The 25,331-nt window shown below is 69.0% G+C and carries 25 protein-coding genes, 3 tRNA genes and 1 pseudogene; 21 read left to right on the top strand and 8 right to left on the bottom strand.

The annotated features are described in order from the left end of the window. Positions 1-113: 113 nt before the first annotated feature. On the bottom strand, positions 114-1,043 hold the full coding sequence (locus ACFQY2_RS16255; RefSeq protein ID WP_378747049.1) for a hypothetical protein: 930 nt from the start codon (positions 1,041-1,043) through the stop codon (positions 114-116). A 73-nt stretch (positions 1,044-1,116) separates the two neighbouring features. Here ACFQY2_RS16255 and ACFQY2_RS16250 point away from each other — a divergent pair, with 73 nt between their 5' ends. The 5 genes from ACFQY2_RS16250 (at position 1,117) to ACFQY2_RS16230 (ending at position 6,075) form a co-directional block, all read left to right on the top strand. Beyond that, positions 1,117-1,629 (top strand): DNA polymerase III subunit gamma/tau, encoded by a 513-nt coding sequence (locus ACFQY2_RS16250; RefSeq protein ID WP_378747048.1) that lies wholly within the window; start codon positions 1,117-1,119, stop codon positions 1,627-1,629. After that, positions 1,626-1,982, top strand: coding sequence for a hypothetical protein (locus ACFQY2_RS16245; RefSeq protein ID WP_378747047.1), 357 nt, complete (start codon positions 1,626-1,628; stop codon positions 1,980-1,982). Before ACFQY2_RS16250 ends, ACFQY2_RS16245 begins: the two co-directional genes overlap by 4 nt. A 114-nt stretch (positions 1,983-2,096) precedes the next feature. After that, positions 2,097-3,716 (top strand): phosphoglycerate dehydrogenase, encoded by a 1,620-nt coding sequence (serA, locus tag ACFQY2_RS16240; RefSeq protein ID WP_378747046.1) that lies wholly within the window; start codon positions 2,097-2,099, stop codon positions 3,714-3,716. Between the two features lie 161 nt (positions 3,717-3,877). Then, positions 3,878-4,927: a 3-isopropylmalate dehydrogenase gene (locus tag ACFQY2_RS16235; protein ID WP_378747045.1), complete on the top strand. Its 1,050-nt coding sequence runs from the start codon at positions 3,878-3,880 to the stop codon at positions 4,925-4,927. 47 nt (positions 4,928-4,974) lie between these two features. Beyond that, a complete protein-coding gene (locus ACFQY2_RS16230) occupies positions 4,975-6,075 on the top strand; it encodes a branched-chain amino acid aminotransferase (RefSeq protein ID WP_378747044.1) in 1,101 nt (366 codons plus the stop codon). Positions 6,076-6,108: 33 nt separating this feature from the next. Here ACFQY2_RS16230 and ACFQY2_RS16225 read toward each other — a convergent pair whose 3' ends face one another. Then, entirely contained in the window at positions 6,109-7,440 is a 1,332-nt protein-coding gene (locus ACFQY2_RS16225; RefSeq protein WP_378747060.1) for an APC family permease, read from the bottom strand. 132 nt (positions 7,441-7,572) lie between these two features. On the opposite strand from ACFQY2_RS16225, the gene ACFQY2_RS16220 reads away from it, so the two are divergent. From ACFQY2_RS16220 to ACFQY2_RS16195, 6 genes are all read left to right on the top strand, one after another. After that, the gene (locus ACFQY2_RS16220) at positions 7,573-8,349 is read left to right on the top strand and encodes a fumarylacetoacetate hydrolase family protein (protein ID WP_378747043.1); all 777 of its coding nucleotides are present in this window, start codon (positions 7,573-7,575) and stop codon (positions 8,347-8,349) included. After that, the gene (locus ACFQY2_RS16215) at positions 8,346-9,605 is read left to right on the top strand and encodes an MFS transporter (RefSeq protein WP_378747042.1); all 1,260 of its coding nucleotides are present in this window, start codon (positions 8,346-8,348) and stop codon (positions 9,603-9,605) included. The genes ACFQY2_RS16220 and ACFQY2_RS16215 overlap by 4 nt, the downstream gene beginning before the upstream one ends. Positions 9,606-9,676: 71 nt before the next feature. Next, complete coding sequence (gene gltX / locus ACFQY2_RS16210) at positions 9,677-11,185, top strand: glutamate--tRNA ligase (RefSeq protein WP_378747041.1); 1,509 nt, start codon at positions 9,677-9,679, stop codon at positions 11,183-11,185. A 52-nt stretch (positions 11,186-11,237) separates the two neighbouring features. Next, complete coding sequence (locus tag ACFQY2_RS16205; protein WP_378747040.1) at positions 11,238-12,539, top strand: threonine/serine exporter family protein; 1,302 nt, start codon at positions 11,238-11,240, stop codon at positions 12,537-12,539. A gap of 111 nt (positions 12,540-12,650) precedes the next feature. After that, the gene (locus ACFQY2_RS16200) at positions 12,651-13,148 is read left to right on the top strand and encodes a lipocalin family protein (RefSeq protein ID WP_378747039.1); all 498 of its coding nucleotides are present in this window, start codon (positions 12,651-12,653) and stop codon (positions 13,146-13,148) included. 96 nt (positions 13,149-13,244) lie between these two features. Further along, positions 13,245-13,316, top strand: a tRNA-Gln gene (locus ACFQY2_RS16195). A gap of 87 nt (positions 13,317-13,403) precedes the next feature. On the opposite strand, the gene ACFQY2_RS16190 is transcribed toward ACFQY2_RS16195, so the two are convergent. After that, positions 13,404-13,772 (bottom strand): hypothetical protein, encoded by a 369-nt coding sequence (locus tag ACFQY2_RS16190; protein WP_378747038.1) that lies wholly within the window; start codon positions 13,770-13,772, stop codon positions 13,404-13,406. A 213-nt stretch (positions 13,773-13,985) separates the two neighbouring features. Between ACFQY2_RS16190 and ACFQY2_RS16185 the strand changes: the two genes are divergently transcribed. Then, positions 13,986-14,354 (top strand): hypothetical protein, encoded by a 369-nt coding sequence (locus tag ACFQY2_RS16185; RefSeq protein ID WP_378747037.1) that lies wholly within the window; start codon positions 13,986-13,988, stop codon positions 14,352-14,354. 87 nt (positions 14,355-14,441) lie between these two features. Beyond that, positions 14,442-15,437 (top strand): pirin family protein, encoded by a 996-nt coding sequence (locus ACFQY2_RS16180; RefSeq protein WP_378747036.1) that lies wholly within the window; start codon positions 14,442-14,444, stop codon positions 15,435-15,437. Positions 15,438-15,448: 11 nt separating this feature from the next. Here the strand turns inward: ACFQY2_RS16180 and ACFQY2_RS16175 are convergent, their stop codons facing one another. Beyond that, positions 15,449-15,922 (bottom strand): carboxymuconolactone decarboxylase family protein, encoded by a 474-nt coding sequence (locus tag ACFQY2_RS16175; protein ID WP_378747035.1) that lies wholly within the window; start codon positions 15,920-15,922, stop codon positions 15,449-15,451. Between the two features lie 147 nt (positions 15,923-16,069). Here ACFQY2_RS16175 and msrA point away from each other — a divergent pair, with 147 nt between their 5' ends. Then, the gene (gene msrA, locus ACFQY2_RS16170; protein ID WP_378747034.1) at positions 16,070-16,627 is read left to right on the top strand and encodes a peptide-methionine (S)-S-oxide reductase MsrA; all 558 of its coding nucleotides are present in this window, start codon (positions 16,070-16,072) and stop codon (positions 16,625-16,627) included. Between the two features lie 24 nt (positions 16,628-16,651). Here msrA and ACFQY2_RS16165 read toward each other — a convergent pair whose 3' ends face one another. Continuing rightward, complete coding sequence (locus tag ACFQY2_RS16165; RefSeq protein ID WP_378747033.1) at positions 16,652-17,110, bottom strand: Lrp/AsnC family transcriptional regulator; 459 nt, start codon at positions 17,108-17,110, stop codon at positions 16,652-16,654. Between the two features lie 135 nt (positions 17,111-17,245). Between ACFQY2_RS16165 and ACFQY2_RS16160 the strand changes: the two genes are divergently transcribed. Together ACFQY2_RS16160 and pepN are read left to right on the top strand one after the other, a co-directional pair. Further along, positions 17,246-18,439 (top strand): trans-sulfuration enzyme family protein, encoded by a 1,194-nt coding sequence (locus tag ACFQY2_RS16160; protein ID WP_378747032.1) that lies wholly within the window; start codon positions 17,246-17,248, stop codon positions 18,437-18,439. A 59-nt stretch (positions 18,440-18,498) separates the two neighbouring features. Continuing rightward, positions 18,499-21,009 (top strand): aminopeptidase N, encoded by a 2,511-nt coding sequence (gene pepN, locus ACFQY2_RS16155; protein ID WP_378747031.1) that lies wholly within the window; start codon positions 18,499-18,501, stop codon positions 21,007-21,009. A 13-nt stretch (positions 21,010-21,022) separates the two neighbouring features. On the opposite strand, the gene ACFQY2_RS16150 is transcribed toward pepN, so the two are convergent. Further along, positions 21,023-21,661, bottom strand: a complete 639-nt coding sequence (locus ACFQY2_RS16150) for an MBL fold metallo-hydrolase (RefSeq protein ID WP_378747030.1) — start codon at positions 21,659-21,661, stop codon at positions 21,023-21,025. A gap of 161 nt (positions 21,662-21,822) precedes the next feature. Here ACFQY2_RS16150 and ACFQY2_RS16145 point away from each other — a divergent pair. The 3 genes from ACFQY2_RS16145 to ACFQY2_RS16135 all read left to right on the top strand — a co-directional run bounded on the left by ACFQY2_RS16145 (position 21,823) and on the right by ACFQY2_RS16135 (position 23,217). Continuing rightward, positions 21,823-21,895 (top strand) — tRNA-Glu (locus ACFQY2_RS16145). A 110-nt stretch (positions 21,896-22,005) separates the two neighbouring features. Beyond that, on the top strand, positions 22,006-23,031 hold the full coding sequence (locus ACFQY2_RS16140; RefSeq protein WP_378747029.1) for an LLM class flavin-dependent oxidoreductase: 1,026 nt from the start codon (positions 22,006-22,008) through the stop codon (positions 23,029-23,031). 113 nt (positions 23,032-23,144) lie between these two features. Beyond that, positions 23,145-23,217 (top strand) — tRNA-Glu (locus ACFQY2_RS16135). A 128-nt stretch (positions 23,218-23,345) separates the two neighbouring features. On the opposite strand, the gene ACFQY2_RS16130 is transcribed toward ACFQY2_RS16135, so the two are convergent. Continuing rightward, entirely contained in the window at positions 23,346-24,086 is a 741-nt protein-coding gene (locus tag ACFQY2_RS16130) for a hypothetical protein (protein WP_378747028.1), read from the bottom strand. Positions 24,087-24,162: 76 nt separating this feature from the next. Here ACFQY2_RS16130 and ACFQY2_RS16125 point away from each other — a divergent pair. Both ACFQY2_RS16125 and ACFQY2_RS16120 read left to right on the top strand, forming a co-directional pair. Then, positions 24,163-24,246 (top strand): annotated as a pseudogene (locus tag ACFQY2_RS16125) (hypothetical protein); the annotation flags it as partial. 72 nt (positions 24,247-24,318) lie between these two features. Further along, positions 24,319-24,507: a hypothetical protein gene (locus ACFQY2_RS16120; protein ID WP_378747027.1), complete on the top strand. Its 189-nt coding sequence runs from the start codon at positions 24,319-24,321 to the stop codon at positions 24,505-24,507. 2 nt (positions 24,508-24,509) lie between these two features. On the opposite strand, the gene ACFQY2_RS16115 is transcribed toward ACFQY2_RS16120, so the two are convergent. Beyond that, positions 24,510-25,316 carry an SDR family oxidoreductase gene (locus tag ACFQY2_RS16115; protein WP_378747026.1) on the bottom strand — a complete coding sequence of 269 codons (807 nt, stop codon included), beginning with the start codon at positions 25,314-25,316 and terminating at the stop codon, positions 24,510-24,512. Positions 25,317-25,331 lie beyond the last annotated feature (15 nt).

The following is a 25,331-nucleotide window of genomic DNA, read 5'->3' as shown; positions in this document are numbered from 1 at the left end:
GAACTACGTGGATGCACGAAACTGCTCCCTGGATGTCGGAACTGAATTCATCAGTCCAACTTCCAGGGAGCAGTTCAGCACGGGGCGCCCCTTCTTCGTTCGTGGTGGTCCGCTCAGCTCGTCGCAGGAGCCGCGTCCTCAACGGTGGCCGGCGGCGTGACGCCTTCGCCCCAGACCGGGGCGGGCAGCGTCACCGTCTGACCGCCCTGGATCTGCCGCAGCGCGTCGGCGATCTCGGAGGCGTTCTCGGGAACCGGCAGATCGCACGCGCGCAGCTCGGAGGCGAACTTCAGCGTCAGACGCTGCTTGCCGGCCTCGATGGCCTCGGCGGTCGTGCCGGTCAGGATCTCGCTCCCGGTCTGGATGTCGGACACCTCGTCGCACACGTGGTAGACGGCGCCGCCCGCGACCCAGGTGACTTCGTCCTGGCCGAGCAGCTGGATGACGGTGGACTGGTCGGCGGTGTACTTCTCCACGGACGGCGGGTTGAAGTCCACGCCGATGAACACCGCGAGAGCGGCGAGGACGATGCCCACGATCCCGGCGGTGGACTTCTGCCCCTTGTCCATGTCCTTGTTCAGGAAGACGAGGATGATCAGCGGCACGAAGGCGATGATCGCGATGATCGCGCCGAGCTGGTTCTGGACGAAGAACCGGACCGTGTCGGACTTCTTCGCCGGGTCGAGGCGGTTCGCCTTCTTCCACAGCACGGATCCCGTGATGGAGAGGGCGGCGATGACCACCAGCAGCACGAGAAGGGAGATGAACGCCCACTGCGGGAAGGTCGCCGTCTCGATCTGCTCCTGCAGGAGTCCCGTGTCGGGGTCGCGCTCGAGTCCGCCCTCGGTCGTGACGACACGCTGCCGCAGCAGCCAGAAGATGCCGACGGCCTCGCCGACGATCGCGAGCGCCCACAGCGCCGCGGCGATCCAGCGGAAGGTCGTCGCCTTCTTCTTGGCCTCGGCGGTGGGCACCCAGGTGCGCGAGGCGGATCCGTCCGCGTTCGCGTCCGGCCGGACGGCCTGCCTCTTGTTCTCTGCCACGATGTTCCTCCCCGGTGCGGTGTCGCCCCTGAGCATAGTGGGGCGAATACGCGGACGCCGGTACGCTGAGGGGATGAAATCCGACGGCGATGACGACGCTCTCACCTGGGAGGGCGATGATGCGCTCGAGGCGCGGCACCCGGAGGGCGGCAGGTCGGTGCCGGCGAGGCCCGCAGTCTCGGCGGTGCCGGCGGAATCCGCCGCCGCACCAGCGTCGGGGCACGAGCCGGACGCGGCGCCCGCGTCGGCGCACGAGCCCGACACGGGAGCGGACGAGCCGCTGCCCGTGATCGGCACCGTGTCCCTGCTGATGCTCGGAGTCCTGGGCGGGATCTACCTGCTCTACACGATCGGCTGGGTCCTGGGTGGAATCGGGATGCAGCTGCCCGTGACCTTCACGCTTCCCGTCGTCCTCTACCAGGGCGCGCTCTGGCTCGCGGTCCTGGCCCCGGCACTGTGGTTCCTCGCGGTGCTCGCTGCGACGCGCGGCTCGAGGTCGTGGGTGCGGATGGTCTGGCTCCTGGCGGGAGCCGTGCTGCTGATCCCATGGCCGTTCGTCGTCTCCGGGGGAGGAGTGGCACTGTGAGCGAGAGCGCATCGACCCAGGCGGTGCCCGGGTCGTCCGGTCGGCTTCTGCGTGCCCTCCGGGGCTTCGTCACCGGTCTGGGCGGACTCGCGTACGCGTTCGTCGTCTGGACGGCGGTGTTCTACGCCATCCAGCTCTCGGCCGGCGGGATGACCGGCTCCGGGTGGGTTCTGCTCCTGCTTCCGGCGATCGTGTCCGCGGCGATCTTCGCGATCGCGTTCGCGCTGAGCCGCCGACGCACCGTCGGGGTGTTCGCGCTGGTCCTGCTGGCCGGACTCGGGCTCAGCGCGGTCTTCCTGCTCAACACCTTCAGCTATGTCCTCCGCAACCTCGAGGCGCTGACGGGCGGCTGACCGCGTCACACGGTCGGGAGCGGCGTCCCTGCTGCGGTAAAGTGTGTCCCGATCGCGCCCCGACGGCGTGCGGCGCATCGGCTAACCCACCGTGTGCTGCCCCGAAGGATATCTGTGCCGAATCAGTCTGAGTCCAAGCCCGTCGTCCTCCTCGCGGAGGTCCTCTCACCCGCGACGATCGAGGCTCTGGGCCCCGACTTCGACGTCCGCACCGTCGACGGCACCGACCGCGACGCGCTGTTCGCGGCACTCGCGGACGCGGATGCCGTCCTGGTTCGCTCTGCGACCCGGATCGATGCCGAGGCGCTCTCGCATGCACCCAAGCTGAAGGTCGTGGCGCGTGCCGGCGTCGGGCTGGACAACGTGGACATCAAGGCGGCCACCACCGCGGGCGTGATGGTCGTCAACGCTCCCACCTCGAACATCGTCTCCGCCGCCGAGCTGACCATCGGCCACATCCTCAGCCTCGCGCGTCGCATCCCCGCCGCGCACGCCTCGCTGTCGGGCGGCGCCTGGAAGCGCAGTTCCTTCACTGGTGCGGAGCTGTTCGAGAAGACCGTGGGCATCGTGGGTCTCGGCCGCATCGGTGCCCTCGTCGCTGCTCGACTGAACGCCTTCGACATGCGCGTCATCGCCTACGACCCTTACGTCACGAGCGCGCGTGCCCAGCAGCTCGGAGTGCAGCTGGTGACACTCGACGAACTCGTCGCCGAAGCCGACTTCCTCACCATCCACATGCCGAAGACGCCCGAGACGACCGGCATGATCGGCGCCGAGCAGTTCGCTGCCATGAAGCCGACGGCCTTCGTCGTCAACGTCGCCCGAGGCGGGCTGATCGACGAGGCGGCCCTGCACGAGGCGCTCGTCGCGGGCGAGATCGCCGGTGCGGGTCTGGATGTGTTCACCTCCGAGCCGCCCGCGGAGGGCGGGACCGCAGCCCAGCTGCTCGCACTGCCGAACGTCGTCGTCACCCCGCACCTCGGCGCGAGCACGGAGGAGGCGCAGGAGAAGGCCGGCGTCTCCGTGGCCCGCTCCGTGCGCCTCGCGCTCGGCGGCGACCTCGTGCCGGACGCCGTGAACGTCGCCGGCGGCGTCATCGACCCGTACGTGCGCCCCGGCATCGCCCTGGTCGAGAAGCTCGGCCAGATCTTCTCCGCCCTCTCGCAGTCACCGCTCACCAGCCTCGACGTCGAGGTGCACGGTGAGCTGAACGACTACGACGTGAGCGTGCTCAAGCTCGCAGCGCTCAAGGGCATCTTCACGAACATCGTCAGCGAGAGCGTGTCCTACGTGAATGCCCCGCTCCTCGCCGAGCAGCGCGGTGTCGCCGTGCGCCTGCTGCAGGACGAGGTCAGCGAGGAGTACCGCAACGTCATCACGCTGCGCGGCGCACTGTCGGACGGCTCGCAGCTCGCCGTCTCGGGCACTCTCACCGGCCCGAAGCAGGTCGAGAAGCTCGTGTCGATCAACGGCCACGCGATCGAGCTGCCCATCGAGAAGCACCACGTCGTGATGATGTACACCGACCGGCCCGGAATCGTCGCCGTCTACGGGCAGAAGTTCGGCGAGGCCGGCATCAACATCGCCGGCATGCAGATCGCGCGCGAGGCGGCCGGCGCGCAGGCTCTGAGCGTGCTCACGCTGGACTCGCCGGTCTCGGACGAGCTGCTCGCCGACATCAGCGCGTCCATCGAGGCCGATCTGTTCCGGCAGATCGAGATCACCGAGGCCTGAGCGCCACACCGAGCACGGGAGCGGCTCCGGCAGCAGTCGGAGCCGCTCCCGTCTCCTGCCAGCCGTCACCGCGTCGGAAGGCCGGTCCGCCCGCCGGTACGCTGGAATCCAGTGTCCGCGGCGACTCGCGCTGCGGACAGTCGTGGTTGCGAGGGAGATCCATGTCGCGCGTCGTGAAGCTGGCCGTCATTCCAGGAGACGGGATCGGCCCTGAGGTCATCGAGCAGGCCGAGCGCGTGCTCGACGCGGCCACAGCGAACAGCGAGGTCGTCTTCGAGAAGACGCGGTTCGCCCTGGGGGCGTCGCGCTATCTCGAGACCGGGGACACACTCACTGACGATGACCTCGAGTCGATTCGCACGCACGACGCGATCCTGCTCGGCGCGGTCGGCGGAGTGCCGGGCGATGTTCGTCTGAAAGACGCCAACATCGAGCGAGGACTGCTGCTCAAGCTGCGCTTCGAGCTGGACCACTACGTGAATCTGCGGCCGTCGAAGCTCTTCGCCGGGGCGCCGGGCCCGCTGGCGGATCCCGGCGACATTGATTTCGTCGTCGTCCGCGAGGGCACCGAGGGCCCGTACGTCGGCAATGGCGGCAGCATCCGCACGGGAACGCCGAACGAGATCGCCAACGAGACCAGCGTCAACACCGCATTCGGGGTGGAGCGTCTCGTGCGCTATGCCTTCGCCCTCGCCGAGCGTCGCCGCGGCAGGCTCACCCTCGTGCACAAGACGAACGTCCTGGTGCACGCCGGCGCGATCTGGAAGCGCATCGTCGACGAGGTGGCATCCGAGCACCCCGACGTGGCCGTAGACTACCTGCACGTCGACGCGGCCACGATCTTCCTCGTGACAGAACCCTCCCGCTTCGATGTGATCGTCACCGACAACCTCTTCGGCGACATCCTCACGGATCTGGCAGGTGCCGTCACCGGTGGCATCGGCCTCGCAGCCTCGGGAAACATCAATCCCAGTGGCGCCTTCCCCTCGATGTTCGAGCCCGTGCACGGTTCGGCTCCGGACATCGCAGGCCAGCAGAAGGCGGATCCCACGGCCGCCATCCTCTCCGTCGGCCTGCTGCTCGATCACCTCGGGCTGCACGACGACGCCGTGCGCGTGCAGCGCGCGGTCGAGCAGGACATCGCCGCCCGTGAGGGCAGCCGGAGCACGAGCGAGATCGGCGACGCCGTGATCGCTCGGCTGCAGGCGTAATCTGAGACCACGCGCGCACCGCCGCCGCACCACGATCGAGGACAGACATGACCGACACCGCAACCAGCGCCCCCACCGGTGAGCTCACGTTCGCCGTGACGAAGAACCTCGCAGCCAAGAGCCCGGCTCAGCGCGACGAGATCCTGCAGAACCCCGGCTTCGGGACCAGCTTCACCGACCACATGGTCGACATCTGCTGGTCGGAGAAGGGAGGCTGGCACCGCCCGCGCGTACAGCCCTACGGCCCGATCGCTCTCGACCCGGCGGCAGCGGTGCTGCACTACGGCCAGGAGATCTTCGAGGGCATCAAGGCGTATCGGCATGCCGACGGCTCGGTGTACACCTTCCGCGCCGACCGCAACGCTGCCCGCATGCAGACCAGCGCCCGGCGACTGGCCCTGCCCGAGCTGCCCACCGAGTACTTCATCCAGTCGTTGCGCGAGCTGATCGCGGTCGACGGTCCCTGGGTGCCGTCCGGTGCGGATCAGAGCCTGTACCTGCGGCCGTTCATGTTCGCCAAGGAGGCGTTCCTCGGCGTGCGCCCGGCGAAGAAGGTCGCCTTCTACCTCATCGCGAGCCCGGCGGGCGCGTACTTCTCCGGCGGTGTGAAGCCGGTGCGCATCTGGCTGAGCGAGAACTACGCCCGTGCGGGCAAGGGCGGCACCGGTGCGGCGAAGACGGGTGGCAACTACGCGTCCAGCCTGCTGCCGCAGGCCGAGGCCTACGAGAAGGGCTGCGACCAGGTGGTGTTCCTCGATCAGCACCGCAACGTCGAGGAGCTCGGAGGCATGAACGTCGTGTTCGTGTTCAAGGACGGTCGTGTGGTGACCCCGGCATCCGAGTCCATCCTCGAGGGGATCACGCGTGACTCGCTGCTGCAGCTCGCCGAGGATCGCGGTCTGAGCGTGGAACGTCGGGCGGTCTCGCTCGACGAATGGCGCGACGGCGTGGCGTCCGGCGACATCGTCGAGGTGTTCGCCTGCGGCACGGCCGCGGTCGTCACCCCGATCGGCGCGCTGGTCGGCGACGGCTTCGAGGACGAGCAGCCTCTCGGCGACCTCGCGCTCTCGCTGCGCGAGGAGCTCACCGACATCCAGTACGGCCGCCGGCCGGACAAGCACGGCTGGCTGCTGCGACTCGACGCCTGAGCCCCGCAGCGTGGCGGCGCTCGGCAGCGCGTGTCAGCGCTGGGCGGAGCGTCGGCGTCCCCACCGGGCGACGAAGTGGAGGATCACTCCGACCGCCAGCAGCAGACCGCCGAACAGCCAGACGATCGGGCGCTGCTGCGTGAGCAGCAGGACGCAGGACGCGATCCCCAGGACAGGGACGAAGGTCCACACCCGGAAGTGGTCGTGCTCCACTCTGTCGCGGCGCAGGATCAGCACCGACACGTTCGCGCTCAGGAAGACGAAGAGAAGAAGGAGCACGACCGTCTCGGCGAGGGTCGCCAGGTCGCCCACGAGCGTGAGGCCCATGGCGACCAGCGTCGTGACGAGGATCGCCATCCAGGGCGTCTTCCGCTTCGGGAGCACGCGGGCCAGAAGCGATGGCAGCAGGGTCTGTTCCGCCATGCCGTAGGTGAGACGGCTGACCATGATCATCGTCAGCAGTGCACCGTTGGCGACCGCGATCAGGGCGATGAGGCTGAACAGCCAGGACGGGATGCTGACGCCGGTCGCCTCGACCACGGCGAGCAGCGGGCCGGTCGACTCCTGCAGTTCGCTGGGCGGAAGGGCGATGGAACTCGCCAGTCCCACCAACAGGTAGACGGCCCCCGCCGTGAACAGCGCGGCGAAGAGCGCGCGCGGGTAGGTGCGGCGGGGATCCTTGACCTCCTCGATCATGTTCGCGGAGGTCTCGAAACCTACGAACGAGTAATAGGCGATCACCGCACCGGCCAGCAGCGAGACGGCCGCATTGGTGCCCTCCGGGGTCTCCATGACGCGGGACGGGTCGCCGCCTCCGCCTCCGAAGAAGACGGCGACGACGACGATGACGATCAGCAGTCCGCTCAGCTCGATCGCCGTCATCACCAGGTTGGCGCCCAGCGACTCGCGCACCCCACGAGCGTTGAGCAGCGCGACGACCGCGAGAAAGGCGATCGCGACGGGGATCGTCGGCAGATCGATGAAGGTGCGGAAGTAGTCTCCCGCAAAGGCGATCGCGAGCCCTGCGGCGCTGGTCACACCGGCCGCGAGCATGCAGAAGCCGATCAGGAACGAGACCAGCGGGCTGCGGAAGGCGCGTTCCGCGAAGACCGCGGCACCACCGGCGCGCGGATACTTCGTGACGAGTTCCGCGTACGAGCCGGCGGTGAGCAGTGCGAGCCCGAGGGCCAGCAGCAGGGGAGCCCAGAGCATCCCGCCGACCTTCTCGGAGAGCACGCCCATGAGGGCGTAGATGCCGGCCCCGAGCACGTCGCCGAGGATGAATGCGAACAGCAGAGGTCCGGTGATGGCCCGACGCAGGCGGGTCGGATCGGGTCCTCCCGCTCCCGCGTGATGCTGGGTCACAGAGTCGGCAGTCTCTTTGCTCACCCGGCCAGGCTAGGGGGTCGGCCGCTCCCTCCAGCATGGGGTTGACAGGGACCGTACCCGTCCGGCAGTGGCTCGGCGGTGCGGCAGTGCTCCAGCTAGGCTGTGCGGGTGAAGATCGCACGATTCAGCCACAGCGAAGGCATCCGGTACGGCATCGTCGACGAGAGCGAGCTCGTCGTGCTCGCGGGCGACCCCATGTTCGCCGGATTCGAGACCACGGGGGAGCGGATCCCGCTGGCGGATGCCGCACTGCTCGCACCGGTCATCCCGCGCTCGAAGGTCGTGTGCGTGGGCCGCAACTACCACGAGCACGCCGCCGAGTTCGGCAACGTCGCCCCAGAGGAGCCGCTGCTGTTCCTGAAGCCGAATACGTCAGTCATCGGGCCAGGCGACGCGATCATGCGTCCGGCGATCTCCGAGCGCACCGAGTTCGAAGGCGAGCTGGTCGTGGTCATCGGCCGCATCGCGAAGAACGTGCGCGCGGAGGACGCCCTGGACTACGTGTTCGGCTACACGGTCGGCAACGACTTCACCGCCCGCGACATCCAGCGCAAGGACGGGCAGTGGACCCGCGGCAAGGGCTTCGACACCTTCTGCCCGCTCGGTCCGGCCATCGAGACGGACTTCGACCCGGCCTCGGCGCGCATCGAGACACGGGTGAACGGCGAGGTGCGTCAGCAGGCGCCACTGACCGACATGATCCACTCCGTCGCCGACATCATCGCCTACGCCTCCGCGGCGTTCACACTGCTGCCAGGGGACGTGATCATGACCGGTACGCCCGCGGGCGTCGGTCCGGTGATCGCCGGTGACATCATCGAGATCGAGGTCACCGGAGTGGGCACGCTGCGCAATCCCGTGCGCGACGCCGTCCCAGTCCCGTGAGCGATCTCTCCGTCGATCAGCTCTCGGCGCTGCAGCATCGCACCGTCCTGGTGTTGTCCGTCGGTCAGGTGCTCGGCGGGATCGCGTTCGGCGCGACCGTGTCGTTGGGCGCGCTGCTGGCCGCCGATCTCTCCGGCGATGACGCGCTGTCGGGCCTGGCCACGGCATCCGTCACCCTCGGCGCCGCCGCCTTCGCGATCCCGCTCGCGCGCTTCGCCGCACGGAGGGGGCGCCGTCTTTCGCTGACTGCGGGGAACGTGCTGGCCCTGGTCGGGGTGTCGATCGTGATCCTCGCCGCCGCGACCCGGGTGTTCCCGCTGCTGCTGGCCGGCATCATCATGATCGGCATGGGCAACGCCGGGAACCTGCAGTCCCGCTTCGCCGCCACCGATCTGGCATCGCCGCAGCATCGCGGGCGCGACCTGTCCGTCGTCGTCTGGTCCACCACCGTCGGCGGCGTGGCCGGCCCGCTCCTGCTGACTCCGGGGGAGATCCTCGGGCAGGCGATCGGGATGCCGCCGTTGACGGGTTCCTACCTGTTCTCGCTCGTCGCACAGGCCGCCGCGCTCGTGCTGTATCTGGTGGCCCTGCGCCCGGACCCGCTGCTCACGGCGCTGAACATCGCCGGCTCGCCGTCGCGCGCCGCCGTGCTCGGCGCGAGCGTCGATCATCCGCGGGCGGCGCGCTACGCCGTCTTCGCCGTCTCGGGTTCGCACGCGGTGATGGCCTCGGTGATGGCCATGACGCCCATCCATCTGAAGCACATGGCCCACAGCATGGACGGCGGGATGCCGTCGAGCACCGACGTGACGCTGCTCGTCGGCCTCACGATCGCCCTGCATGTCGCGGGGATGTACGGACTCTCGCCGCTGTTCGGCATCCTCGCCGACCGCTGGGGGCGGATCCGCGTCGTGCTGCTCGGGCAGGGCCTGCTGGCCGCGTCGCTGGTGACGGCCATCGTCGCCGGTCGGTCGTCCGCGGGCGTGATGGTCGCCCTGATCCTGCTCGGGCTCGGCTGGAGTGCCGCGACGGTCGCCGGTGCGGCGCTGCTGACGGAATCGTCCACGGTGACCATGCGCCCGCGCCGCCAGGGCCTCAGCGATTCGCTCATGAGCCTCACAGCAGCGGCCGGCGCGGCCGGCGCGGGCTGGGTGCTCACCCAGTTCGACTACGCGGGGCTGGGGGCGGTCGCGCTGGTGCTGGTGATCGCGATCGCCGCGCTGTCGCCGCTCGGCAGGATCCGCCAAGCGGCATGAGCTGGCGGTGCATGAGCTGACGCTGTCGACTGTCCAGGTCACGGCGCCCGCCCCCGGTAGAATCGAGGGATATGGCTACCGTGCATCCCCTCACCACCACCGCCACCGGGTCTGACATCCGTGTGCGCTTCTGCCCCTCGCCGACGGGCCTGCCGCATGTCGGCATGGTGCGCACGGCGCTGTTCAACTGGGCGTACGCACGGCACAACGGCGGCAAGCTCATCTTCCGCATCGAGGACACCGACGCCGCGCGCGACAGCGAGGAGAGCTTCCGGCAGCTGGTGGACGCCCTCACCTGGATGAAGATCGACTGGGACGAGGGCGTCGAGGTGGGCGGCCCGCACGCTCCGTACCGGCAGTCGCTGCGCCACGACATCTATCGCGACGTGATCGAGAAGCTCAAGGCCAGTGGTGCGGTGTACGAGAGCTTCTCCACGGCGGAGGAGATCGACGCGCGCAACGAGGCCAACGGGCGCGCCAAGCAGCTCGGCTACGACAACTACGATCGGGATCTCACCGAAGAGCAGAAGGCCGCGTTCCGCGCCGAAGGCCGGCAGCCGGCGCTGCGACTGCGCGTGCCCGACGAGGACCTCACCTACGTCGACCTGATCCGCGGCGAGGTGACCTTCCCGGCCGGCTCGTTCCCCGACTACGTGCTGGTTCGCCCGAACGGTCAGCCGCTGTACACGTTCGTGAACCCGGTGGACGACGCGCTGATGGGCATCACCCACGTGCTGCGGGGCGAGGACATCATGCCCTCGACGGCCCGACAGCTGGTGCTCTACGACGCGCTGATCAGTGCCGGGGTGACCACCTTCGTGCCCCGTTTCGCGCACATGCCGCTGGTCCTGGGCGAGACCGGGAACAAGAAGCTCTCCAAGCGGGACCCGCAGGCCGACCTGTTCCTGCACCGCGAACGCGGCTTCATCCACGAAGGGCTGCTGAACTACCTGGCCCTGCTGGGATGGTCGATCGGGCCCGACCGCGACGTCTTCTCACTGGAGGAGTTCATCGAGGCGTTCGACATCGAGAACGTGAACCCCAACCCCGCCCGCTTCGACCAGAAGAAGGCCGAATCGATCAACGGCGACCACATCCGCCTGCTGGGGGAGCGGGACTTCGCCGAGCGCATGCTGCCCTACCTCGCGGCCGACGGCGTGTTCGGGGCCGGCGAGCCCACGCACGAGCAGATCGTGCTCGCGTTCCGCGCCGCACCGCTCGTGCAGGAGCGGATGCAGCTGCTGGGCGAGGCCCCCGGGCTGCTCGGGTTCCTCTTCACCGAGCAGATCGAGTATCAGGACGACGCGATGAAGGGGCTGCCCGCCAACGCCGCCGAGGTGCTGACGGCGTGCGTCGCGGCACTCGATCCGGTGGAGACGTTCACGACGGATGCCGTCAAGGAGGCGCTCTCGGCGAAGCTCGTGGACGAGTTGGGCCTCAAGCCGCGCATCGCGTACGGCCCGCCGCGCGTCGCGCTCAGCGGCCGCCGCGTGTCGCCGCCGCTGTTCGAGTCGATGGAGCTGCTCGGCAAGGACGAGACGCTGCGTCGACTGCGCGCCCTCGCCGACGAACTCGCCTGATCGGGCAGGGCCGCGACGTGTGCTGCGTCCCTGATCGCGGCGGCAGGACGCAGTGACCGATCTCCCGCTGCCGGCAGCCGACGTCGATGTCATCCTGGGGGACCTCGGGGTGCTGCTGCTGGAGTGCGGCACGTCCGTGACCGACGTGCGCGGATCCCTGGAGCAGGTGAGTCAGCGCACCGTGCCGGGCACGTCGCTCGAGTTCGCGATCCTTCCTGAGATGGTGATGGTCAGCCGCCCCGGCTCCGCCTCGGCGACGACGACCGTCATCGGCAAGGGCGAGGCGCGCACGTTCCGGCAGTCGGCACGCGCGAGCAGGCTGGTGCGCGATCTCGAATCGGGATCGACACCGCTGATCGAGGCACCCGCCACAATGGCATCCATCCGCGCCACGCCGAGGCATCGCCCCGCTCTGCAGAACGTGATCGGCTGCGGGTTGCTGTCGCTCTCGCTCGCCTGGCTGTTCCGCTGCCCGTGGTGGGCGATCGTGCTCGCGCTCCTGGTCGGACTGCTGGTCGGCGGATCGACGATGCTGATGATGCGTGTGCGCGCGGCGGCGGCCGTCGCTCCCTTCGTCTCGGCGTTCCTGTCCACGGTGCTGGTGGGTGCCGTGGCGCGCTGGCTGGAGCTGGGACCGGTTCCCCTGTTCGCGGTGTGCGCCCCGATCGCGATCCTGGTGCCGGGCGCGCTCATCACCAATGCGCTGCTGGAGCTGACCTCCACGGACATCGTGACGGGCGCATCCCGGTTGATGTACGGGCTGATCATGCTGGCGTTCATGGCAGCCGGCGTCTACTCCGGAGCCGCACTGACCGGACTGCGCATCGACTCGGCATCCGCGGCGCTGGTCGGTGAAGCCGTGCGGCTCACCACCGACCGCGGCGGATGGGAAGCGCTCCCGCCGCTGTGGTCCGCCTGGATCGCGGTGATCGCGCTGGCGATCGGCATCGGGCTCGCATTCGGCTCCGGATTCCGGCTCACGGTGGTGTGCGTGGTCGTGATGACGGGCACCTACGCCCTGCTGGCGCTGTTCAGCCCGCAGGTCGGCAGCATCGTGGCGACGGGACTCGCTGCCGCCGTGCTGTTCGTCGCCGCTCGGGTGCTGGAGCGACTCACACTCTCGATTCCGGCGACCGTCTCCTTCCAGCCGGCGTTCCTGCTGCTGGTTCCCGGGACGGTCGGCCTGGTCGCGCTCGCCAGCTTCGACGCCCAGGCCCTGGTGTCGGCGCCGATGATGTTCCTCAGCCTGTGCATCGGAACCAAGGTGGGCGCGCTGCTCGCGGACCTCGCCCGGATCACTCGCTCCACGGTGTTCCTGCGCTGGGCGAAGCCGGCACGGATGGGCGAGCTCTGACGGATCGCCGGCGACGGACGCCGCGGTAGCCGATGGCCCGCGACGCCCGCAACCCCCTTCGTCAGGGTGGACGTGCTCCGTAGTCTGGCGTGCGAGCGAAGGAGCAGTGCGATGGGCGACGGAGATGTGCGGTCGGTGCCGACGCTGGAACTCGGGCGGTACCTGGGGCTCTGGTTCGAAGTGGGGCGGCTGCCGTTGCGCTTCGAGGACGAGGGCGCGAAGGACGTCACCGCCGAATACTCCCTGAACGACGACGGAACGGTGCGGGTCGACAACCGTTGTCTCGACGACAAGGACGAGCCGACGCAGGCGCTCGGTCAGGGCGTTCCCGATGAACAGCATCCGGGACGACTGCAGGTGACGTTCCTGCCCGCCGCGCTGCGCTGGATCCCCTTCACGAAGGCGGACTACTGGGTGCTGCGCATCGACGAGCGGTACGAGAACGCGCTCGTGGGCACACCCGACCGCAAGCATCTCTGGCTGCTGTCCAGGGACCATCGAATCGCCGACGATGTGGAGAGCTCGTATCTCGACACCGCCCGCTCGCAGGGGTACGAGCTCGAGGGGTGGATACGACCCGCGCAATCCGGTCGGGTCGTCCGGATCTGAGACCCGTGCGGGAGGCGCGCCCGGGCCGTACCGATTCGCCATCCGTCCACCGGTCGGGTAAGCTTGAACCTCGGTGCGAGGCTCCGGTTTCGCCCTTGGGGTATGGTGTAATTGGCAACACGGCTGATTCTGGTTCAGTTGTTCTTGGTTCGAGTCCAGGTACCCCAGCACTTCCACAGAAGCCCGGGAATCCGCATGATGCGGGTCCACCCGGGCTTCTGTCATCGAAGGCGACGGCTGGCCGTGCGCACCCGGTCAGCGCCCGGCGGACCCCCAGACGATGGCCACGCAGATGATCATCGCGAGCAGCGCCACGACCGCCATCGCCAGCATGCAGGCCGCGAGCCACTTCAGCCGACGCGGCCCGGGATCAGCCTGGAAGCGCACGAGGAACATCGCCGCGAGCAGGCACACCAGCAGGACCACCGCGACCAGCGCGACGGCGGCCGCGCCGCCGCCTGAGACGACGATGCCTATCAACGGGACCAGGCACACAGCAGTGAAAATGCTCGAGGAGACCAGCCAGATCACGCCGGACGATGTCTGCAGCGCGGGCTGGCTGATCACCTTCGTCGGGTCGAGGCCGGGTCCAGAGCCTCCGGGGTCGGGCGTGCGGTGAGACATGGGAACCTCCTGTTGCACCCAGCATCGCGCGATGAACCGCGTCTGAAAACGGGGTGGATTCCCCAGCGTTCTCGCGCTAGACGGTGATTTCCCCCTCTGCGTTTATCACCGAGCGCCGATGCCCACCAGGCCCTTCTGCACGCGCGGCCCTGACGGCATCGTGTCGAGTGGTCCGATCACCTGGACCGAACCGGATCGGAAGGAGAATCCCATATGGTGGTGCGGTTGAACAAGCAAGCGCTCTCACTTGCGCGCAGCCTGCTTCGCGATGGAGAGGTCGAACGCGACGAGCGCGATGACTGGAGTGAGCACGCGCCCAGCACCGACGAGGAGAACGCCTTCATCGACGATCACGGCATGGCGGAGTTCGCGCGGTGGCATCTCGGCGAGGACACCGAGGAGAGCGAAGGGACCAAAGGGCGCTGCAAATTCCCCTTCGGCGACTTCCGCAAGCTGCACCGGTGCGCCGTCATCTCCGGCGAGAGCCGAGCAGGACAGTACGACCACGAGTCCATCGAGAAGGCACTGAAGGATCTGCTCGACGAAATCGACAAGGGCGGCAAAGCCGGCGACCGCGGCTAGCCGCAGAGCCCCCAGCGGATCGATCGCTCCAGCTCGGCTGGCGCTACGCTGACACCAGCACGAGTCTGCACGCCGGAGGAGGTCCGCATGACCAACCTGGAGAAGAACCCGCCTGAGAGCGTCCTGCAACCCGGTCTGCCCTGCACCGACGTCGAGGTGCTCACACCGCGTGAGGTGCCCCTCGGCGGACCGCGGGCGATGACCGTGTACCGCACCCTGCCGCAGAAGCAGCGCTCACTCGTCGGCGCCTGGTGCTTCCTCGATCACTACGGCCCCGACGACGTCTCCGACTCCGGGGGAATGGTCGTGCCCCGGCATCCGCACACCGGTCTCGCGACGGTCTCGTGGCTCTTCACCGGGCGGATCGACCACCTGGACTCGAACGGCGTCGCCGCTGCGGTGCTGCCAGGCGAGCTGAACCTCATGATCGCCGGCCGAGGCATCACGCATCAGGAGATCAGCACACCGGAGACGACCGTCCTGCACGGTGTGCAGCTCTGGTACGCGATGCCGGACGCCACTCGCTTCTCCGCGCACGACTTCGCGCATTACATCCCCGCGCCGATCGCACTGCCCGGGGCCGAGCTGCGCGTGTTCATCGGATCGCTGCACGGGGCGACCTCACCGGTCGACACCCGCACACCCGACCTGCTCGGTGCCGAGATCATCCTCAGGCCCCATGCCGAGGTCATCCTGCAGGCCCGCGCCGACTTCGAGCACGCGGCGCTCGCGGAGACCGGGACCATCGTCATGAACGGCACACCCGTGTCGCATCGCCGTCTCGGCTACGCACCGACCGGCGCCGACACGCTGCGCATCGAGGCCGGCGCCGACGGCGCCAGAGTGATCCTGCTCGGCGGGGTGCCACTGGGAGAGCAGATCGTGATGTGGTGGAACTTCATCGGTCGCAGTCACGACGAGATCGTCGAGTTCCGCCGGAGATACCAAGCCGAACTCGGCTTCGAACCGCACGACCCGCGCGACGCAGGGAAGCCGGCGCTGTTCGGTCCCTACGCCGACGGCCAGCTCGCCGCGCTTCCCGCGCCGCCCATGCCGACGGTCACACTGCGCCCGCGGCAGTAGCGGGGACCGGGTCAGGCCAGCAGCTGCCCATCGTCGCCGCGCGGACGCACCGGGTGCTCGCTGAGGATCGAGATCCGGTTGAACGTGTTGATGGTCAATCCGACCCACTCCGCGGCGCCGAACGCGGCGTCACCCAGCACCGCACGCGCGCCGGCCAGGTCCGCCTTGGACTCCTCGCTCAACGGCATCCGCGTGGCAGCCTCCGCCACGGCGAGGACCGCGGTCTCGCGTTCGGTGAACAGCGACGTCTCGCGCCAGGCCGGAAGCAGATCGAGCTTCTGCTGCGGGATGCCGGCAGCGCGCGCTTCACGCGAGTGCAGGTCCAGGCAGAACGAGCAGGCGTTCAGCTGCGAGGCGCGCACCTTGATGTACTCCGCCTCCTGCACGGAGAGTCCATTGCTCTCCGCGTGCTTGGCGACGGCCGCCGAGTAGGCCGCTGCCGCCTTCCAGACCTCGGGCGCGGACTTGTCCAGATACGGACGCATGACTCCTCCTCGGATGCGGGTGGCGCGGCGAACCGCCGTCAGCACCAACCTAGAGGGCTTCGGCGGCATTCCCCAGTGCGGTGCTGCGGTGTCGTGCAAGGGGGACAATGGAACAGCGACACCACCGACGAGCAGAGGAGCACCGTGATGACCAACGGCATCAGCGACACAGGCGCAATCACCCGACGGCCGGGCACCGAGACGGCCGTGCTCGCGGGCGGCTGCTTCTGGGGCATGGAGGACCTCGTCCGCCGTCAGCCCGGTGTGCTCGCCACCCGGGTCGGCTACACGGGCGGCGAGAACGACCACGCGACCTATCGCAACCACCCCGGTCACGCCGAGGCCCTCGAGATCGTCTACGACCCGACGAAGACCACCTACCGCGACATCCTCGTGTTCTTCTTCCAGATCCACGATCCGTCCACGCTGAACCGCCAGGGCAACGACATCGGCACCAGCTACCGGTCGGCGATCTTCCCGTTGGACACCGAGCAGGAGCGGATCGCCCGCGACACGATCGCCGACGTCGACGCCTCGGGTCTCTGGCCGGGAGCGGTCGTCACCACGATCGAGCAGCCGGGTCCGTTCTGGGAGGCCGAGCCCGAGCATCAGGACTACCTGCAGCGCTACCCCGACGGGTACACCTGCCACTTCCCGCGTGCCGGCTGGGTGCTCCCACGGCGTGACGCCACCACCGTGGCGTGAGCCCGAGGCGCTGACCGCGCCGGGTCAGCTCCTCGGCAGCATTCCGTCGCCCTCGCGCCGCTCGAAGACCAGCTGCGTCTCCGTCGCGCGCACGACGTCGTGCACGGTGATGTGCTCCAGCACGATGTCGCGCAACGCTGCGGCATCCGTCACCGCGACGTGCACGAGGAAGTCGTCGGCGCCGGCGATGTGAAAGACCTGCAGCACACCTGGGGTCCCGACGAGGGCGTCGAACAGCGCGTCGACCCCGTTCTTGTTGTGGTTGGCGAGCCGCACCCGGATCATCGCCTGCACGGTCGCACCCAAGGCTGCCGGATCGATGACCACCCGCAGGCCGGTGATCACACCGCGCGAGCGCAGCGCGCGCAAGCGGAAGGCGCACGTCGACGCCGGGATGCCGAGAACCGTCGCGAGCTGCTTGACCGGTGCATCCGGCTGCGCGGTCAGCGCGGCGAGGATGCGCAGATCGAGTTCGTCCGCCACGGCGGAATGCCCTGCTGCCAATTCTCGCTCCCGATGAGTCCGCATCTTTGCTCTGAGAACAACCTAAGCCCGCGGAGGGGCGATCGGCGAACAACGACGCTGGCAGGTGCGCGCCGCAGGGAGCATCCTGGTGTCATGTCCGACCTGCCCCTGCATCCCGACACCGTCGCCGTCCACGCCGGACGATCCGATTTCGCCGCGCTGGGGGTGCACGCCGCCCCGATCGACCTGTCGTCGACCAATCCGCTCCCGGACATCCTGCACGGCGGCGACTCCTACGAATCGATGGCGAACGGCGGGCATCCCCAGCCCGACGGCGGCAACGTCTACGCCCGCCTGTGGAACCCGACGGTCGCCCGCTTCGAGGAGGCGCTGGCCGAGCTCGAGCACGCCGAGGCCGCCGTCGCCTTCAGCTCCGGCATGGCCGCGACGACCGCGGCGATCCTCTCGCACATCACCGGCGCGGGAAAGCGCCACATCGTCGCGGTGCGCCCGCTGTACGGCGGCACCGACCACCTGCTGGACTCGGGGCTGCTCGGTGCGGAGGTCACCTTCTGCCACGAGGACGAGGTGCACGACAGCATCCGCCCGGACACGGGCCTGGTCGTGCTGGAGACACCCGCGAACCCGACTCTCGATCTCGTCGACATCGCTGCGGTCGTCGCGCAGGCCCAGGGCGTCCCGGTGATGGTGGACAACACCTTCGCGACACCGCTGCTGCAGAACCCGCTCGACCTGGGCGCCGCCATGTCGCTGCACAGTGCGACGAAGTACATCGGCGGACACGGCGACGTGATCGCCGGCGTCATCGCGTGCTCCGAGAAGACGGCTCAGGCTCTACGACGGGTCCGCGCGATCACCGGGGCACTGCTGCATCCGCTGGGCGCCTACCTGCTGCACCGCGGGCTCGCGACCCTGCCGGTCCGGTTGCAGGCGCAGCAGGCGAACGCGCGCGCGATGGTCGAGCGGCTCCGGGACAACCCCGCGGTGGCCGAGGTGTTCTACCCGGAGCTGAACGACGTCCGCGGCATCGTCGGGCGGCAGATGCGGGGCGGAGGCGCGATGATCGCGATCCGGCTCGCCGGTGGATACGCCGCGGCGGAGGCGCTCACCGGAGCCGTGCGCCTGTTCACGCACGCGGTCTCGCTCGGGGGAGTGGACTCGCTGATCCAGCACCCGGCCGCCCTCACGCACCGTCCGGTGGCGGCGGAGGCGCGACCAGGGGCGGACATCGTGCGCCTCTCGGTCGGGGTGGAGAACGTCGACGATCTGCTCGCGGATCTCGAGCAGGCGCTCGCCAAGGCGCAGTCCCCGACCGTCTCGGTCTGAGGGTCCTGACGACCTCGCCACCACCTGCGAAGGTCCCACCGACGTGACACGATGGAGCAATGAGTTCTGCGAACGCGACCGCCAACCTCAGCCGTGAAGAGACTGCTGAGCGGGCGTCGCGCATCACCGTGCACGGCATCCGGGTGGAGCTGGATCTGACCGGTGCCCCCGAGCGGGCGCGGACGGGGTTCCCGAGCGTCACGACTCTGACCTTCGACGCCGCGGCGCCGGAGACCTGGCTGGATTTCATCGGCGAGACCGTCTCCCGTGTCGTCATCAACGGCGAGGAGCGCGATGTGCGGTACGACGGTGCGCGCATCTTCCTGGACGGCCTGGAGGAGCACAACGAGGTGCGCGTCGAGGCGATCGCGGCCTACAGCCGTTCGGGCGAGGGCCTGCACCGCTTCCATGACCCCGTCGACGGTGAGACGTACCTGTACACGCAGTACGAGCCGGCCGATTCGCGCCGCGTCATGGCGTGCTTCGAGCAGCCGGATATGAAGGCCTCGTACACCTTCGACGTCACCGTGCCCGCCGGATGGCATGTGCTCTCCAACCAGTCGCCCGAGCGCGTGCACGAGGGGATCGGCATGCAGCGGGTGGAGTTCGCGCCGACGCTGCCGATCTCCAGCTACATCACCGCGGTGGCCGCAGGCGCTTACGCGCGCATCGACGGGGAGTGGTCGCGGGGCGAGCAGCGCATCGACCTGGGTGTGCTGTGCCGTGCATCGCTGGCCGAGCACCTGGAGGCCGATGAGATCCTGGAGATCACGCGGCAGGGGCTGGACTTCTTCAGCGACGCCTTCGCCTACCCCTACCCGTGGGGCAAATACGATCAGATCTTCGTTCCCGAATACAACCTCGGAGCCATGGAGAACCCGGGTCTGGTCACCTTCACCGAGTCGTACATCAACCGCGGCGCCGCGACCGACGCGCAGCGCGGCGGACGGGCGAACACGATCCTCCACGAGATGGCGCACATGTGGTTCGGTGATCTGGTCACCATGCGCTGGTGGGACGACCTGTGGCTCAAGGAGTCCTTCGCCGACTACATGGGCACGCACGCCTCGGCGACCGCGACCCGGTTCACCGACGCCTGGGCGCGCTTCGCGAACAGCCGCAAGACCTGGGCGTACCGGCAGGACCAGTTGCCCACCACCCACCCGATCGTCGCGGACATCCCCGACCTCGAGGCGGCCAAGCTGAACTTCGACGGCATCACGTACGCGAAGGGCGCCGCCGTGCTCAAGCAGCTCGTCGCATTCGTCGGTGAGGAGGCGTTCTTCGAGGGCGCGCGTCGCTACTTCTCCGCCCATGCCTTCGGCAACACGACGCTCGGCGCCCTGCTCGACAAGCTCGAGGAGGTCTCCGGCGAGGATCTGCGTGCCTGGTCGCGCGCGTGGCTGGAGACCAGCGGCGTCGCGACGCTGTGGCTGGAGACGGATGGCGAGGGCCGCCGCACGCTCGTGCAGGACGGTGGCGACGCGGGCCCGCGCCCGCACCGCCTGCGGGTGGGTGTGTACGACCTGCACGAGGGCCGGCTCGCGCTGCGGGAGCGCATCGAGCTCGGCATCGAGGACGAGCGCACGCCGGTGGAGATCCCGGATGCCGACCTGGTGCTGCTCAACGACGACGATCTCAGCTACGCCAAGGCGCGGCTCGATGAGCGCTCCCTGGCCACCGTGACCGAGTCGCTGTCCGCGCTCGAGGACGACCTCGTGCGCGGACTGGTGTGGTCATCGCTGTGGAACGCGACGCGCGACGGCGAGCTCGGCGCCGAGCACTACCTCGACATCGTGCGACGGCACGCTCCGGCCGAGCCGAACATCGCCCTGCTCACCGCTGTGCTCGCCAACGCGTCCTTCGCTGTGCGCCACTACGTCGCCGACAATGCCCGTGAGGGTCAGAGCCGCGCCTGGGTCGACTCGACCTGGGCCGCGCTGCAGTCCGCGGATGCCGGCGGGGACGCACAGCTGGCCTGGGCGCGCGCCTTCGCCGAGGCATCGGGGTTCAGCGACGCCCGGGCCGATGACGTGCGCGGCATCCTCGACGGTCGTGCACCGCGCGGCCTGCCGGTGGACGCCGACCTGAGGTGGATGATGTTGACGGCGCTCGCGACGACCGGTCATGCGACGACGGCCGAGATCGCCGCCGAGCGTGTGCAGGACGACACCGCGACCGGCCGCACCGCCGAGATCCGCGCGCTGGCGTCGCTGCCGGACGCCGCGACGCGTGCGGCGGCATGGGACTCCGCCTGGAACGACGGGACGCTCACCAACGACCACCTGGATGCCACGATCGGCGGCTTCCGGGCCGGGGGGCGACGAGACCTCATCGCCTCGTTCGACGAGGAGTACTTCGAACGCATCCGCGACGTCTGGTCGGCGCGCAGCATCGAGCTGGCCCAGCGTCTCGTGGTCGGGCTCTTCCCCGCGTCGCCGACGACCGCACACGCCGATGCCTGGCTGGAACGGAACACGGACGCGCCCGGGGCGCTGCGCCGCCTGGTGATCGAGTGCCGGGACGACCTCGCGCGCGACCTGCGCGTCCGTGCGGCTCAGCACGGCTGAGCCCGCAGCGCGGTCAGAGCTCTATCGAGTCTCCGGCCCTGAGGTCGTGGTACTGCCCGCCGCCCTGCTCCGCCGCCCACTGCAGACGCTGCTGATGCATCGTGCGACCGATCTCGGAGAGGGGCACATCGTGGGTGCCGAAGGCCCGCCTCGGGGCGACGGCCAGCACGAAGTCCATCGCGTCGCCGATCTTGAGCCAGGGCGCGCCCAGTGGCGCGGCGAGTGTGTGGACCCGTACGCCCTCGGGGACCGCATACGAGTCACCCGGGTAGTACAGCTCGTCGTTGACGAGCACGCCGATGTTCTCGACCGTCGGCAGCGAGGCGTGGATGACGGCGTGCTGTCCGCCGAAGAAGCGGATGTCGAACTGCCCCGCCGTCACGCTCTCGCCGGGTGCGACGACCGTGATGTCGTAGCCCTCCGCGGCCGCGGCGACGCCCGACGGGGCGAAGATCGGAATCCCCGGCGCGGCGCCGAGCAGGCGGTCGAGATGCTCGAGCGTCCAGTGATCGGGATGCTCGTGGGTGATCACGACGGCGACGAGAGTCGAGAGGTCGTCCAGCGGCGCGGTGAACGTCCCCGGGTCGATGATCAGGGTCTGCCCGAGGTGATCCAGGCGGAGTGCGGCGTGTTCGAACTTGGTGAGACGCATGAGCAGATTCAACACCTCTCAGCTCGACGTCGGCAAACTCCGGCGGGTGCAGGCGCCCGAGCGACACGCCCGATCCGAGCGGTGCAGGTCGCCTGATTTGGACTGGTTCAGGCGCCATGGCACACTTGAACGGTTGCCTGAACGGCCCTCCGGGGCCGGACGGCCCCATCGTATAGCGGCCTAGTACGCCGCCCTCTCACGGCGGTAACGCGGGTTCGAATCCCGCTGGGGTCACAGACACGGAAGGCCCTCCGAGACATCGGGGGGCCTTCGTCGTTCCCTGATCGCAGGGGATGATATCTATGCGTCGGAATGAATTCTTCGAGGATGAGGTTGTGTGTGGCATGGCTGACATCGAATTCGGACTCGACACGTTCGGCGGCGTGACGACGGACTCCGACGGCTCGCCCGTGCCGCATCCGCAGGTGATCCGAGACATCGTCGAGCAGGCCGTGCTCGCCGACAGGGCGGGTCTGGACTCCTTCGGGGTGGGGGAGCACCACCGTCCCGACTTCGCGGTCTCCAGCCCCGAGATGGTGCTGGCGGCGATCGCGTCCCGTACCGAGAGGATCCGCCTCGGCTCCGCGGTGACGGTACTGAGTTCGGATGACCCGGTGCGGGTCTTCGAACGCTTCGCGACGCTGGATGCCGTCTCCGACGGCCGCGCCGAGATCGTCGTGGGGCGGGGATCGTTCATCGAATCGTTCCAGTTGTTCGGCTTCGACCTGCGCCAGTACGAGGAGCTGTTCGAGGAGCGGCTCGACCTGCTGTCGCAGCTGCTGAAGGAGGAGCCCGTCACCTGGCAGGGGAACACCCGGGCCGCTCTGGAGAATCAGCGCGTCTTCCCGACGACGGCCGGCGGGCTGCCGACCTGGGTGGGTGTCGGCGGCAGCCCGGACTCGGTCGTCCGCACGGCGCGGTACAACTTCGGCCTGGCCCTCGCGATCATCGGAGGTCCGGCATCGCGATTCGTGCCGTACATCGACCTCTTCGACCGTGCACAGGATCAGTTCGGCGTCGAGCACAAACCCGTCGCGGTGCACTCGCCCGGCCTGGTCGCCGAGACCGACGAGCAGGCCCGCGCGCTGACGCACGACGGCTGGGTCGCGATGCGCACGCGCCTGGGCCAGGAGCGCGGCTGGGCGCCGCCGGCGGTGGGCGACTTCGAGCGCGAGATCGAGACGGGGTCGCTGTACGTCGGATCGCCGGAGACGGTGGCGCGCAAGATCGTCGCGACGCTGAAGACACTGCGCGTGGACCGCTTCGACTTCAAGTACGACCAGAGTCAGATCAGCCATGACACGATGATGAACTCCATCGGGCTGTACGGGGAGAAGGTCGTTCCGCTGGTGAAGGACATGCTCGCCTGAGCCGCTGAGCCGCTGAGCCGCTGAGCCGCTGAGCCGCTGAGCCGCTGAGCGGGTGCGCGGTGCCGATTTTGACCGGCTCTGTCGTCATGGCATACTTGAACGGTTGCAGTGACGGCCCCATCGTATAGCGGCCTAGTACGCCGCCCTCTCACGGCGGTAACGCGGGTTCGAATCCCGCTGGGGTCACTGACCGAAAGCCCTCGGCCATGCCGAGGGTTTTCGCATTCCTCCGGTGACGCGCAGGCTGCTCGCACCTCTCGTGTTCTCCGGCTTGGGCGCCCGCGCCGGCAGGCGCGCTGCTCCGTGGTGCTGAGTCAGGAGAAGAGCTGGCGAAGCGCGTCGAGGTCGCCAGCGTCGACGACCTTCTGGATCGCTGCGATGGTCTCCTGGTTCACGAACATGCCCTTGAGGGTGTCGTTCCATATCGTGCGCACGGCGTCGACGTCACCGGCGTCAACCGCCGCGCCAGCAGACTCGATCGCCTGCTGGTACCGAATCTGCTGGAACCCCGCAGCCGCGTCCGAAGGGCTGTAGTACGGCATGGCGCGTACGAACGACTCACCGAGATGGCCAAGACCGTCGCTGCCGCTTCCCGCCAGACGGATGCCGATCGCCAGACGGATGCCGATCGCCAGACGGATGCCGATCGCCAGACGGATGCCAGCGGCCAGACCGCCGACGGCCAGGCTCTCGACCAGCACGCTGGTGCTGGTGCTGGTGCTGGTGCTGGTGCTGGTGCTGGTGCTGGTGCTGGTGCTGGTGCTGGTGCTGCTGGCGACACGGCTGCCTCGAGTGCCGTCGATCCGCGGACCCTGTCGCAGACGCGGGCGGATCTCGCCCTGGATCTGCTGCTGACCGGCACGCCGGCCGGGCACGACACTGCTGACGGGCTGCTGTCGGCGATCGCCGCGCACATCAATGTCACCGTCCCGGTCACCACGCTGATGGGCGAGCCCGGGCCCGCCGCAGAACTCGACGGACGGTGCCCGATCGATCCGGTCACGGCTCGCACGCTGGCCGGCGCCGCCGCGGGATGGGACCGGGTGCTCACCCACCCCGTCACCGGAGGGGTGCTCGCCGTGGACCGCTACCGGCCCTCCGAATCACTGAAACGACACCTGATCGGTCGCGATCAACGCTGCCGATTCCCCGGTTTGCGGCATCCCCGCCCGCCACAGCGACCTCGATCACACGCAGGACGCCGCCGCCGGCGGTCCCACGGACGAAGCGAACCTCGCGGCGCTCTGTCGGCGACACCACATCCTCAGACACCACTCACCCTGGCAGGTGCGACAACTCGGCGACGGGCTGCTGGAATGGACGAGTCCCACCCGCCGCGTCTACATCGACAAGCCGCCGCAACCCAACACGGTCACCTTCACCGACGCCTTTCCGGGCGACGCTCCCAGCCGTGTCCCCGCGCAACGACGGGCCGGCCCGTGGGCCACCGCACTGGGACCCCTCGCGCCGTTCTGATGTCACACCTCGCGCCAGGAATCATCCTGCACATGCGAACCGGCTTCCGGACCCATCTGCAGCATCCCGCCGTCCACCGACCAGTCGGCGCCCGTGACATAGCTCGACGCGGGAGAAGCCAGGAAGGCGATCACGGCCGCGACCTCCTCGGCCTTGCCCGGCCGGCTCAGCGGGATGCCCGGTCGGTGCGTGCGCTCGGCATCCTCGGAGGTGCGTCCGCTGGCGGCCGTGGCGATCTCACCCGGCGCCACGGCGTTGGCCGTTATCCCGTGGCCGCCCAGCTCCTGCGCCATTGTCTTGATCAGCCCGGAGAGAGCGTGCTTGGCGGCGATGTACGCCCCCAGACCGACGCGCGGCTGGTGCGCGTGCACGCTGGTCACCGCGATCAGCCGACCACCCGAGCCGGCACGCACCATGTGCCGCGCGGCGGTCTGCATCCCGAGGAATGCACCGTCGACGTTCAGAGCCATCGTGTCCAGCCATTCCTGCATCGAGATGTCCAGAACCGATCGGGGTGTGCTCGCGCCCGCGTTGTTCACGAACACGTCCAGTCCGCCCAGTCGGTCGCGCAGATCGTCGATGACGCCCGGCACAGCATCGAACTGGGTCGCATCGAAACGCGCGACCACGGCAGTGCGGCCCCGCTCGCGCACCGCCGCCGCTGTCCGCTCGGCCCCCTCCTGATCGCTGTGCCACGTGATGCCGACATCCATTCCGGCGTCGGCGAGGGCGATGGCGGTGGCTGCGCCGATGCCGGAGTCGGAGGCCGTGACGATGGCGTGGCGGGGAAGGAAGTCGTCTGTCATCATGCCGGGAAGGCTATC

This window comes from Microbacterium sp. GCM10027623, from assembly GCF_042666935.1.
In the GTDB taxonomy this organism is placed as follows: Bacteria; Actinomycetota; Actinomycetes; order Actinomycetales; family Microbacteriaceae; genus Microbacterium.
This window is presented reverse-complemented; position numbering and strand designations above follow the sequence as displayed.